This window comes from Qipengyuania sp. SM2507 (assembly GCF_053714505.1).
On record NZ_CM132307.1, the window covers coordinates 2,793,996 to 2,806,366 of the forward strand.

11 protein-coding genes are annotated in these 12,371 nt (G+C 65.6%); 1 reads left to right on the forward strand and 10 read right to left on the reverse strand.

Annotated features, from left to right (window positions below; all coding sequences use genetic code 11):
- Nucleotides 1-40 precede the first annotated feature (40 nt).
- The 8 genes from ACWIKC_RS13570 to pepN all read right to left on the reverse strand — a co-directional run bounded on the left by ACWIKC_RS13570 (nt 41) and on the right by pepN (nt 9,548).
- Nucleotides 41-661 (reverse strand): OmpA family protein, encoded by a 621-nt coding sequence (locus ACWIKC_RS13570; RefSeq protein WP_454597972.1) that lies wholly within the window; start codon nt 659-661, stop codon nt 41-43.
- Between the two features lie 8 nt (nt 662-669).
- Nucleotides 670-2,520 (reverse strand): cation:proton antiporter, encoded by a 1,851-nt coding sequence (locus tag ACWIKC_RS13575; protein WP_454597973.1) that lies wholly within the window; start codon nt 2,518-2,520, stop codon nt 670-672.
- Nucleotides 2,521-2,638: 118 nt separating this feature from the next.
- The gene (locus tag ACWIKC_RS13580) at nt 2,639-3,175 is read right to left on the reverse strand and encodes an adenine phosphoribosyltransferase (protein WP_454597974.1); all 537 of its coding nucleotides are present in this window, start codon (nt 3,173-3,175) and stop codon (nt 2,639-2,641) included.
- A gap of 76 nt (nt 3,176-3,251) precedes the next feature.
- Entirely contained in the window at nt 3,252-4,106 is an 855-nt protein-coding gene (locus tag ACWIKC_RS13585) for a cytochrome c1 (protein WP_454597975.1), read from the reverse strand.
- Nucleotides 4,107-4,140: 34 nt separating this feature from the next.
- A complete protein-coding gene (locus ACWIKC_RS13590) occupies nt 4,141-5,433 on the reverse strand; it encodes a cytochrome b (protein WP_454597976.1) in 1,293 nt (430 codons plus the stop codon).
- Between the two features lie 18 nt (nt 5,434-5,451).
- Nucleotides 5,452-6,039 (reverse strand): ubiquinol-cytochrome c reductase iron-sulfur subunit, encoded by a 588-nt coding sequence (gene petA, locus ACWIKC_RS13595; protein WP_454597977.1) that lies wholly within the window; start codon nt 6,037-6,039, stop codon nt 5,452-5,454.
- Between the two features lie 202 nt (nt 6,040-6,241).
- Entirely contained in the window at nt 6,242-6,904 is a 663-nt protein-coding gene (gene pgeF, locus ACWIKC_RS13600; RefSeq protein ID WP_454597978.1) for a peptidoglycan editing factor PgeF, read from the reverse strand.
- A complete protein-coding gene (pepN, locus tag ACWIKC_RS13605; protein WP_454597979.1) occupies nt 6,897-9,548 on the reverse strand; it encodes an aminopeptidase N in 2,652 nt (883 codons plus the stop codon). Before pepN ends, pgeF begins: the two co-directional genes overlap by 8 nt.
- A gap of 66 nt (nt 9,549-9,614) precedes the next feature.
- Here pepN and ACWIKC_RS13610 point away from each other — a divergent pair, with 66 nt between their 5' ends.
- Complete coding sequence (locus ACWIKC_RS13610) at nt 9,615-10,391, forward strand: SDR family oxidoreductase (protein ID WP_454597980.1); 777 nt, start codon at nt 9,615-9,617, stop codon at nt 10,389-10,391.
- On the opposite strand, the gene ACWIKC_RS13615 is transcribed toward ACWIKC_RS13610, so the two are convergent.
- Together ACWIKC_RS13615 and ACWIKC_RS13620 are read right to left on the reverse strand one after the other, a co-directional pair.
- A complete protein-coding gene (locus ACWIKC_RS13615; protein ID WP_454597981.1) occupies nt 10,374-11,339 on the reverse strand; it encodes a DMT family transporter in 966 nt (321 codons plus the stop codon). The genes ACWIKC_RS13610 and ACWIKC_RS13615 overlap by 18 nt on opposite strands.
- Entirely contained in the window at nt 11,336-12,331 is a 996-nt protein-coding gene (locus ACWIKC_RS13620) for a threonine aldolase family protein (protein ID WP_454597982.1), read from the reverse strand. Before ACWIKC_RS13620 ends, ACWIKC_RS13615 begins: the two co-directional genes overlap by 4 nt.
- Nucleotides 12,332-12,371 lie beyond the last annotated feature (40 nt).

The following is a 12,371-nucleotide window of genomic DNA, read 5'->3' on the forward strand; positions in this document are numbered from 1 at the left end:
CAACCATTTTGCGCGAAGCGTGAGCCGGGATCGGGGCGCGTCAGCCGGGATCGGGGGCCGGCTCCTCGTCGCTCGCGGTGAGGCCCTCGGGCACCGGTTCGCTCTCGTCCGGCAGCGCGACGAGCAGATCGACCCTGCGGTTTGCCGCGCGGCCGGGCTCGTTGGGGGTTCCGTCGGGGCGGGCATTGGGTTGCAACGGGTTCTGCTCACCGAAGGCGATAATCGCGATCCGCGCCTCGTCCACGCCGTTCTCGACCAGATAGTCGCGCACCGCTTCGCCGCGCCGACGGGACGCGCGCATATTAACCTCGCCGCTCCCGCCCGAATCGCTGTGCGCGCGCAGCAGGATCGGACCGCCCTCGGCAATCTGCGGTGAGCGCAGGATGCTGGCCAGCTCGGCCATGGCCGATTCGGACAGTTCCGCGCCACCATCGGAGAAGGAGATCCGCGCATCGAGCGGCGCCAGTTGCGGCTCGGGCGGGGGGAGCACCGAATCATCGAGATCGTCGCGCATGATGGAGGTCGGTTGCGGTACCGATTCGCTCGCAGCGGGCTCGGGCGCGGGTTCCTGCCGCTCGCATCCGGCGAGCGCAAGCAGGAGCGCGGCTCCGGTGAGGCCATGGGCAACGGCTTTGGCGGCGGTGGCGCTTCTTGTCATCATGATACTCTTCATGCTGGCTCCGGCTTGGGTCCGCCCTTGCGGGCGCGCCTTGCGGCGACTTCTTCCGCCGTGCGCTGCTGGGGCGGGGTGAAGGTGACGATAATGTCCCCGGCGCGCGGCTCGGGACGGGCGGCGTGGGTGAAGAACCGCATCCGTCCGCCTTCGCGCAGCAGCAGCAGCATATGCGCGCTCTCGGGCAGTTTTTCCTGCGCGTCCTCGTAGTTGAATTCTTCGGACAGCCTGGTCTTGCGGAAGACCCAGCCCTCCTTCTGGCGCTCGTTGGTCTCGGTCACACCCCAGCCAGATTCGAACAGTGCGCGCCCGCGCAGCGCGACCGGCAGCGAATGGCGATCGTAATCGTCGCCCGCCTCGCCCAGCTGATAGACCGAATCGCGGCCGATCTCATGGGCGAATTCGTTGCACACCAGCGTGTTGTAGGCCTCGTTGTCGGTCGCGGCGACGAGCACTTGGAACGGTCCGAGATCGAGATTGTGCTCGGTCGCCTCGTTGAGGATTTCGCCGTGGTAGAAGGGCACCCCCTTCTGCCGCGCGAGAGCGAGCCGCTGCCAGCTGGAATCGACCACCATGACCGGGGTCTTGAGATCGAGCATCTGCTTCGCGAGCGCTATGGTCCAGGGCGTGCTGCCGACGATCAGCAGGCCCGGCCGGGTCACGCCCTTGACCTTTAGCAGGCGCGCGACGAGGTCGACGGTAAAGCCATGCGCGACAATAGTGGTGACCACGACCGCGAAGCTCAGTCCGATAAGGATGTTGCCATCGTCATAGCCCAACTCGGTCAACCGCAGCGCGAAAAGGCCCGAGATGGCGACCAGCACGATCCCGCGCGGTGCGATCCATGCCAGGAACAACCGCTCGTTCCAGGGGATCGAACTGCCCGCCAGGCTGATCACGATGGTCAGCGGGCGGACAACGAACAGCAGGACGAGCAGGAAGGCGCCGAAGCGCCAGTTGAGATATTCCAGATCGCCCCATTCGAGCGAGGCCGACAGCAGGATGAAGATACCCGACACCAGCAGGACCGCGATGTTTTCCTTGAATGGGTGGATGCTGCGCAGGCTCTGGACGTTCATGTTCGCCAGCGCGATCCCCATCACCGTGACCGCCACGAGACCCGCTTCGTGCTCGATCATGTTGGACAGCACGAAGACGCCGATCACCGCGGTCAGCAGCACGGGCACCTTGAGGTATTCGGGAACCGCGCCGCGGGGGAAGGCCCAGGCGATGATGGCGGCGGCGACATAGCCCAGCAGGCCCGCCAGCGCGGCGGAGATCAGCAGCGGGGGCACCACCTCGAAAACCGTGGCGCCATCGACCGAGAGGCGAAAATATTCATAGGCGATGACCGCGCACAGCGCCCCGGTCGGGTCATTGACGATCGATTCCCATTTGAGGATCGAGGCCGGCCGGGTCTGGATCGAGCTCTGACGCAGCAGCGGGATGACCACCGTCGGGCCGGTGACCACCAGAATGCCGCCGAACAGCACCGCGACGGGCAGCACCAGCCCGGCGACCTCATGCGCGGCCAGCGCGCCGAGGAACCAGCCGACCAGCACACCGATGGTCGCCAGCCGCCACACCGCCTGCCCGGAATGGCGCAGTTCGCGGAAATTCAGGCTCAGCCCGCCTTCGAACAGGATCAGCGCCACACCGATCGAGACCATCGTCTCGAGCAGGTCGCCGAACACCAGTTCGGGATCGAACAGGTTGAGCACGGGGCCGGCCATGAAGCCGGCGAACAGCATCAGCACGATCGCCGGCCAGCCGCTGCGCCAGGCGATCCACTGGGCACCGATGCCCAGGACGCCGACCACGGCGATGACTAGCGTTTGATCTTGCATGGCTTAAGCCGGTGCCCCCTGCAGGCCGATGGAACGCGAGACGCGCGGTCACGCTCACGGCGCATGGAAAGAATGCACGAGGGTGCGGGTGTTTCCAACCGCAAATGCGAAAAGGCGCCTATTCGCCCTCGAACCGCATCAGGGCGTCGACCTCGATGTCGAGCTCGCCAAGGCGCTTGGCACCCCGCAAATCGGGCAGGTCGATGACGAAGGCCGCGTGTTCCACCACCGCCCCCGCGCGGCGGAGCAGGCTTGCTGCCGCGCAGGCGGTTCCGCCGGTGGCGATGAGATCGTCGACCAGCACCACGCGCTGACCCGGCACCACCGCGCCCGGGTCCATCTCGAGCCGGTCGGTACCGTATTCGAGCGCGTAATCGATCCCGATGGTTGCGACCGGCAGCTTGCCCGGCTTGCGTACGGGGACGAAACCGATCCCCAGCGCGACCGCCACCGCAGCGCCGAATATGAAGCCGCGTGCCTCCATCCCCGCGATTGCCTCCGCCCCGCCCGCGCGCGCGCTCGCCGCAAGATGGCCAACGCAGGCCGCAAAGCCCTCGCCATGCGCGATCAGCGTGGTGATATCGCGAAACTGGATACCGGGTTCGGGAAAGTCTGGCACGGTCCGGACCAGCGCCTTGAGATCGTCCGGGCTCATGCCTGCCCCGACACAAAAAGGCCCCCCGCATCACGCGGATGCGAGGGGCCGAATGTCAGGAGCTCGCGGATCGCGATCAGTCCTTGTCGTTCTTTGGGAGGTGCTTCGGCTTGATCGCTGACCAGATCTGCTTCTTCGACAGATAGGCCAGCACGGTGGCGAACAGCAGGAAGATCATCACCGGCCATCCGGTCTGCTTGCGCTTCACCAGCGTCGGTTCTGCGGTCCAGGTCAGGAAGGCGGCAACATCCTGCGACATCTGCGGCAGCGTCGCTTCCGTCCCGTCGTCGTAGGTCACCTGGCCGGCGTTCATCAGTGGCGGCGCCATGGCGAGATTGAGATTGTGGAAGTAGATGTTGTGATAGAGGCCGGGCGACGGCGCGGCTTCGGGATGTTCCGCCAACACCTCGGCGGAGGGCTCCTGATAGCCCACCAACAGGGATGCTACGTAATTCGTGCCGTCTTCGCGTGCCTTGGTGATCAGTGAGAGATCCGGCGGAATGGCGTTGTTGTTGGCCGCCGCTGCCGCAACCGCATTGGGATAGGGCGAGGGGAACTGATCGGTAGGGACACCTGGTCGCATGGTCGCTTCGCCGGTGTTCGGATCGATCCCGGGCACCTGCCAGGTCGCCGCTTCGGCCTTCACCTGCGCTTCGGAATAGCCGAGCTCGGACAGGTTGCGCATGGCGACAAACTTCAACCCGTGACAGGCCGAGCACACTTCCTTGTAGACCTTGTAGCCACGCTGCAGCTGGGCAACGTCCCAGGTGCCGAGCGGGCCGTCGAAGGAATAGGCAATGTCCATCGGCTCTTCATAGGGCAGATGGGATATGGGCTCTTCAGTCGCGAAGGTATAGGCACCCACCGCGAAGGAGATCAGGGCGACGGCTGCGAAGCCGAGGCCAACGAGGATTGCGATGATCCGGATCATGCGAAGGTCTCTTCTCTCGTAGCTTTCAGCGCGGTCAAACCGCGGGCTCGGCGTTTTCGCCGAGCACAGCCTTCTTGTCGGATCCCAGCACCGCTTCGGTGATGGAATAGGGCAGCGGCTCGGGCCGTTCGATCTGCGACACGAGCGGGATCACCACCAGAAAGTGCAGGAAGTAATAGGCGGTGAAAATCTGGCTCAGCATCACATAGGGTTCTTCGGCCGGACGGCCCCCGAGCCAGAATAGCATGGCCATTGTCGGGAGCAGGCCGAACCAGAAGAACTTGCGGAACAGCGGGCGGTAATGACCGCTGCGGACCGGCGAACGATCGAGCCAGGGCAAGAAGAACCACAGCAGAATCGATGCGAACATGGCGAGCACGCCCCACAGCTTGGCGGGAAGGATGAAGTCCATCGTGAAGGCGCGCAGGATCGCGTAGAACGGATAGAAATACCACTCGGGGACGATCAGTGCTGGCGTAGAGAGCGGGTTCGCCTCGATGTAATTGTCGGCGTGGCCCAGCGCGTTCGGCAGGAAGAACACCATCGTGAACAGCGCAAGCAGCGCGATGCCCAGCCCGAAGCCGTCCTTGGCCGTGTAATAGGGGTGGAACGGGACCGTGTCGCTTTCCTGCTTGATCTCGACCCCGGTGGGATTGGACGACCCGGGGATGTGCAGCGCCCAGATGTGCAGGATCACCACCCCGGCGATCACGAATGGCAGCAGGAAGTGCAGGCTGAAGAAGCGGTTGAGCGCGGCGTTGTCGGGCGCGTAGCCGCCCAGCAGCCAGACCTGGATCGGCTCGCCGACCAGCGGGATCGCACCGAACAGGCCTGTGATGACCTTGGCACCCCAGAAACTCATCTGACCCCACGGAAGCACATAGCCCATGAAGGCGGTCGCCATCATCAACAGGAAGATCACCACGCCCAGCAGCCAGATCATCTCGCGCGGCGCCTTGTAGGAGCTGTAGAAGAAGCCGCGGAAGATATGGATGTAAACCACGACGAAGAAAAAGCTCGCGCCGTTCGCATGGGCATAGCGCATCAGCCAGCCCCAGTTGACGTTGCGCATGATGTGCTCGGTCGAGGCGAAGGCAACGCTGGCATTGGCCGCGTAATGCATCGCCAGGACGACGCCTGTGATGATCTGGAACATGAGGAAGAAGCCGGCGAGAACGCCGAAATTCCACATGTAGTTGAGGTTGCGCGGCACCGGATAGCCGGCGCCCACCGCGTTGTAGACGAAACGCGGCAAAGGCAGCTTCTCGTCGAGGAACTTGGTGATGCCGGTCTTCGGCTCGTACTGGCGTGCCCAGGGAAAGCTCATGATCTACTCTCTACAACCTCAGCCGACGGTGATGGTGGTGTCGGAGGTAAAAGCATATTCCGGCACCACGAGATTGGTCGGCGCCGGACCTTTGCGAATGCGACCCGCGGTGTCGTAATGCGATCCGTGACAGGGGCAGAAATAGCCGCCGAATTCGCCCTTCACCTCGCCCTCGGCGGCGCCTAGCGGGACGCAGCCCAGATGGGTGCAGACGCCCATGGTGACAAGCAGGTCGCGGTGCCCTTCCTTGGTGCGGTCTTCGAGGCTCTCGGCATCGCGCAGGCTGCCCGTCGGAACGGCATTCGCGGCGGCCATTTCCTCCGGCGTGAGCCGCCGAATGAACAACGGCTGCTTGCGGAACACTGCCTTGATCGCCTGGCCGGTCTCGATCGAGGAGACGTCCAGTTCGGTGGTGCTTTCGGCGAGCACGTCCTTGGACGGCGCCATCTGGCTTATCAGCGGCAGCAGCACCGCAGCGCCACCGACGCCCGCCGTGCTGAGAGCGGCGATGTTGATGAAATCGCGGCGGCGCACGCCGTCGGTCGCTCCGTCGTCCACAGGGACCACGGGTATTTCGGTGTTCGCGGTTGCAGCGGTGTCTGCCATCAGAGCGGTGCCCTACCTGCCTCTATTCAGTCTGTGGGCCCGGAAATGGGCCAGAAGAATTGCTCATCCGGCTGGCCTTCCGCGATCGCTGGGATCGGGTCGGGGGAAACGCGCACGATGCGGTCTCCCGTTGCCGGATTGAGGGGCCTCTAAACGCTATGGCACACCTTGCCAACCGCGATTTTGGCAAGAGGAATACGCTTCAACGCAATGCGATGAGCGAGATTTGCCGCCCGTCGATGGTCTCGTGGCGATGGCTGGCGCGGCGGTAGGAATGGAACAGGCCCTCTTCGGCATAAGTGTCGAGATTGAGGCTTTCGATCCACCCGACCCCCGCCTGTTCGAGCCGCGCCGCGACATAGCCGGGCAGGTCGAACTGCCAGTGGCCGGCGCGTCCGGCGCGAAAGAATTGCGCGTCCTCCTGCCCGAAATGCTCGCGAAACGGCGCATCGATCTCGTAGCTTTCCTGCGCGATGCACGGGCCGATCACCGCCACGATCTTCTCGGGGCGCGCGCCCAGCGCGGCCATCGCCGCGACCGTCTTGGCGATCACCCCCTCGTTCGCGCCGCGCCAGCCGGCATGCGCCGCGCCCACCACCCCGGCGTCGCGGTCGGCGAACAGCACCGGGGCGCAATCCGCGGTCACGATCCCCAGCGCCAGCCCGGCGCGGTCGGTGACCATGGCGTCTGCGTCAGGGGGATCGCCGCTCCACTCGCCGGTGACGGTTACGACATAGGGCGAGTGCACCTGCCTGACCTGGACCAGCGCAGACCCAGACAGGATATCCCCGGCCGCGGCCCCCTGGCGCTTGGAAAAACCGTGCGGCACCCCTTCGAGCGCATGGGCCCGGAGCAGCTTAGCCAAGCGAGCGGCTCACCTGCTCGAAGGTGTCGCGCGACAGTTGCGAAGCGCCCGCGATCCGCTCGAGCTCGCCGCGCATCAGCGCCGCGCGACCGGGCTCGATCCGCCGCCAGCGACCCAGCGCGGGGACGAATCGCGCCGCGGTCTGCGAATTGATCGGGTCGAGCTCGAGAATGAGATCGGCGATCAGCCGGTAGCCCTCCCCGCTGGCCGAGTGGAAGGTCTGCGGATTGCCCGCGAAGGCCATGTAGAGCGACCGCGCGCGGTTCGGGTTGCGCAGGGTGAAATCCTCGTGATCGCGCAGCGCCTTCACATGCTCGATGGCCTGCGGGTGGAGCGAGGAAGCCTGCAGCGCGAACCATTTGTCGATCACCAGATCATTACCGCGATAGCGGTTGTAGAAATCGAGCAGCTTAGCGGTCCGATCGGCCGTTTCGAGACCCGCGAGCACCATCAGCGCGCCCTGGCGATCGGTCATGGTAGTGGCGCCATCGTATTGCTTTGCAGCAATGTCCGACGCGCGCCGGGGGTCGGCGGCGGCGAGATAGGTCAGCGCCAGCGTCTTGACCTTGCGCGCGCCCTGCGCTGCGGCATCGAGCGTTCCGGGGGCCTCGGAAGCGCTTTGATGCAGGCCGACCAGTTCATCGCCCAGTTCCCGGCCGAGCCAGGCCTTGAGCGTCTCGCGCTCGGCGTGGATCGCGCCCGGATCGGCGACCAGCGCCTGCTCCATCAGATAGGTCTCGCTGGGCAGCATCATCAGCTCGCCGCGCATCTGGTCGTCGATCCGGACGTCAGCCAGCACGGCGGCCAGCGCGGTACGGATGGCCTCGCGCCCCGCATCGCGTTCACCCGAGTCGAGCTCGCCGGCGAAGACATCGCCGAGATGCCCGACCACCAGATCCTGCATCGCCTCGTAGCGCGCGAAGGGGTCATCGTCCTTCGCGGCGAGGAAGGTCAGGTCCTCGCGGGGAATGTCCCGCTCGATCCGCACCGGGGCGGAAAAGCCGCGATTGACCGAGAGCACCGGCGGCGTGGCGAAACCGTCGAAGGTCAGCGTCTCGATGGCTTGGTTGAGCACCACCAGCTCTTCGCCGCGGTGCGTCCCGCTGGCGCGGTCGAACAGCGCGATCCTGAGCGGGATCGGCATCGGTTGCTTGTCGGGCTGCCCCGGGGTCGGCGGGACCTCCTGCGCCAGGGTGAGCGTCGCGGTGTCGCCCTCATGCGACAGCGCAACCGTGACCCTCGGAGTACCCGCCTGCGAATACCACAGCCGGAAGCGCGTCAAATCGAGCCCGGCGCCGTCCTCGATCGCCTTGACGAAATCCTCGCAGGTCGCCGCTTCGCCATCGTGGCGCTCGAAATAGAGGTCGCTGCCTTTGCGGAACGCCTCCTCGCCCGCCATGGTCCGCATCATCCGGATCACCTCGGCACCCTTGTTGTAGATCGTCGAGGTGTAGAAGTTCGAGATCTCCTGATAGCTGTCGGGCCGGATCGGATGCGCCAGCGGGCCCGAATCCTCGGGGAACTGGACCGAGCGCAGAATGCGGACATCGCCGATCCGCTTGACCGGCGCGCTACCCATATCCTGGCTGAACAGCTGGTCGCGCAGCACGGTGAAGCCTTCCTTGAGGCTGAGCTGGAACCAGTCGCGGCAGGTCACGCGGTTGCCCGACCAATTGTGGAAATACTCATGCGCGATCACGCCCTCGACCGCGTCGAAATCGCCATCGGTCGCGGTGTCGATATCGGCGAGGACGTATTTGGTGTTGAAGACGTTGAGTCCCTTGTTCTCCATCGCCCCCATGTTGAAATCGCTGACCGCGACGATGTTGTAGATGTCGAGATCATATTCGCGCCCGAAGGTTTGCTCGTCCCATGCCATCGCCCGCTTGAGGCTTTCCATGGCGTGCTCGGTACGGTCGAGATCGCCGTCGCGGACAAAGATGTTGAGCGCCACTTCGCGCCCGCCGATGGTGGTGAAAGCGTCGCCGCGCGCGACCAGATCGCCCGCCACCAGCGCGAACAGGTATGAAGGCTTGGGCCAGGGATCGTGCCATTCGGCCCAGTGGTGCTCGCCTTCTTCGCCCTCGGCGGTGCAATTGCCATTGGCGAGCAGCACGGGGAACTGCGCCTTGGGTGCGCGCATCCGCACGGTGTAAACGCTGAGCACATCGGGCCGGTCGGGGAAGAAGGTGATCCGGCGGAAACCCTCGGCCTCGCATTGCGTGCACAGCATGCCGTTCGAGGCGAACAGCCCCATCAGCTGTGAATTGCCCGCGGGGTCGATCTCGGTGACGATGGTGAGCTCGTGGGCATCGCCGGGCAGGGTGACGATCAGATCGTCGCCCTCCATCGTGTGGCTGTTGCTCGGCTCGCCATCGCAGTGGACCTCGAGCGGCGCGAGGCCCTCGCCATTGAGGCGGATCGTCGGCGAAGCCTCGGCGGCCGGATTGCGCTCGAGCGTCAGCTTCGCCTCGACGCGAGTCTTCTCCAGCCCGAGATCGAAATCGAGATGCGTCGCCACGACGGTCCAGGGGAAAGGCGCATAATCCTCGCGGCGGATCAGCGCGGGAGCCTTGGGCTCGACCGCGGCATCGGCCATCTCGGGGTTGCCATCGGGGTTGGCGGGCGTGCGGGCAATATCCATTGAGCGTGTTTCCGTCCTGTAATTCGGGAGGCTTTAATATGGGAGGCTTTGGGCTAATACGCCCCTATGTCTCGATTGTTCATTTTCGGCCTGGGCTACACCGCCAAACGGATCGCGCAAGCGCTGACGGCGCAAGGCTGGGAGGTGATCGCCACAGGCAGCGACGGTTCGCTCGATTTCGCCGATCGCGAGGCGGTGGGCAAGGCGCTGGATGATTGCACCCATGTGCTGTCCTCGGTCCCGCCCGCCGACGACAGCGATCCGGTGCTCGACCTCTACGCGCCCGCCTTTGCCGGAAAGTGGCTCGGCTACCTCTCCTCCACCGGCGTCTATGGCGATGCCGATGGCGCCTGGGTGGATGAAGCCTCACCCACCGGCACCGGGCGCCGCAGCGCGCGGGCACAATGCGATTCCCGCTGGCTGGAACTGGGCGCGCGGGTGTTCCGGCTGCCGGGAATCTACGGGCCCGGGCGCAGCGCTTTCGAGCGGGTGCGCGAAGGCAAGGCGCATCGCATCGACCTGCCCGGCCAGGTGTTCAGCCGGGTGCATGTCGAGGATATCGTGTCGGGCGTGGTCGCCGCGCTCCAAACCGACGCGCCGCCGGGCGCCTACAATCTCGCCGACGATCTGCCCACCAGCCAGAACGCGGTGATCGAGGAGGCCTGCCGCCTGCTCGGCGTGGAGCCGCCGCCGTTACAGACCATCGAGCAGGCCGGGCTCTCGCCGATGGCGCGCGGTTTCTATGCCGAGAGCCGCCGGGTCGCCAACGGCAAGGCCAAGCGGGTGCTCGGCTGGCGCCCGGCCTATCCGACCTATGTAGAAGGTTTACGCGGGCTGCTTTAGCCCCGATGTATCGGCTGGTGGGGTCGGGACTGTTCGGGCACGCAGCGCGATGACGAGCCCGCACAGCGACAGTCCTGCACCCAGCGCGGTCCACACCGTCCAGCGATAATCCTCGAACAGCGTCGAGAGCACCATCGCCACGATCACGGTGACGATGCCGTTATAGGCCGCGCGGCCCGCGCCTATCTGGCGCACCAGCGTGTAATGCAGCGGGAAGGTCACCACGCTTCCCGCCAGCGCCAACCAGGCGATCCCCAGCCAGAAACTCGCGCGGTCGGGGAGCACCGGCGGCCCCGCGGTCCAATAGGCGAGCGCGAAATCGGCGATCGTGCCGTAGAGCATGGCCCAGGCGAGCAGGCTCAACATCGGCAGCGAACGGCCGGTCTGGTTGGCCTGGACGACATTGGCGATGCTGGCGCACAGGATCCCCAGTACCGCCCAGAAGATGCCCAGTCCGATCGACCCGCCCAGCGGGTTGAGCCCTGCCTCGTGCCACAGCAGCAGCGCGATCCCGCACAAGGCCACCACCGTCCCGGCGACGAAATTGCGCGTGATCCGCTGGCCCAGCAGCCACCAGCCGAACACCGCATTGGAGACGATCAGCATGGTGAACAGCACCGCGACGATGCCCGAGGTGAGATGCAACTCGGCGCGGTAGACGAAGTTGAAATTGCCGCAGAATTGCGTGACCCCGATCGCCAGCGCGAGCCAGTGGCCCGCCCTGCCGATCCTGAGCGTCTTGCGCATCGCCAGCACCAGCAGGAACATCGCCGGGGTGGCCACGGCAAAGCGGATCGCCACCGACCAGCTGGGCGGCACCCCATCGATCTGGTCGGTGATCACCCACCAGGTCGAACCCCAGATCAACCCGGTCAGCAGGAAGGGAAATACGATCCGCGGCCGCAGCAGCGCATGATCGGCAGGATTCGCGGTCGCGGCGGCGGTCACAGGCCGGAAACGGCCTTGGCGAGCGAAGCCGCGTCTTCCGCGCGCGTGTTCCAGGCGGTTACGAACCGCGCAGCGTTCGCGCCCCAGTCGTAGAAGCCGAAACCCTGTTCGCGCAAAGCCTCGCGTTCGGCGGCAGTGCAGCGCACGAAAACTTCGTTGGCCTCGACCGGATGCATCAGCCGGTCCGCGCAAGCCTCGGCTATCTCCCGCGCCGCGGAATTCGCCGAACGCGCATTGGTGAGCCACAGATCACCGTCGAGCATCGCCAGCAATTGCGCGGCGAGGAAGCGGCCCTTGGACTGCAGATGGCCCGCGCGCTTGCGACGATAGCGTGCGACATCCGCCGCTTGCGCGTCGAAGAACAGGATCGCCTCGGCACTCATCGCACCGTTTTTCACGCAGCCGAAGCTGAGCGCATCGATCGGACCGGCGGCCTCGGCGGGCGCGCAATCGAGGAACGCCACCGCATTGGCGAAGCGCGCGCCATCCATATGCAGGCCCAGCCCGCGTTCCTGCGCCAGCGCGGCGATGGCGGCGATTTCTTCGGGGCGATAGGCGCAGCCATATTCGCTCGCCTGGGTGATCGAGATCGCGTGCGGCTGGACCTGATGGACATCGTCGCGGATCGGATCGATCGCGGCGCGGATGGTTTCGGGCGTCAGCCTGGCGCTCTCGCCCTGCGCCAGCAGCAGCTTGGCGCCGTGGAGATAGAACCCCGGGGCGCCGCCCTCGTCCATCTCGATATGCGCTTCCTCGTGGCAGACCACGCCGCCATGCGGCTGGACCATGGTCGCCAGCGCGAGGCAGTTCGCCGCCGTCCCGGTCGCGACCCACAGCGCGGCACAATCGCGAGCGAACAGCGCCGAAAAGCGCGCATCGAGTTCCTGCGAGAGCGCATCGCCATCATAGGGCGAATCGGGCGAATCGGCGGCGCGCATCGCCTCCCAGACGAGCGGGTGGACGGCGGCGGCGTTGTCGGAAAGGAACTGCATCGGAACGCCCATAAAGCGACAGGCGTTGCATGCAAGACAG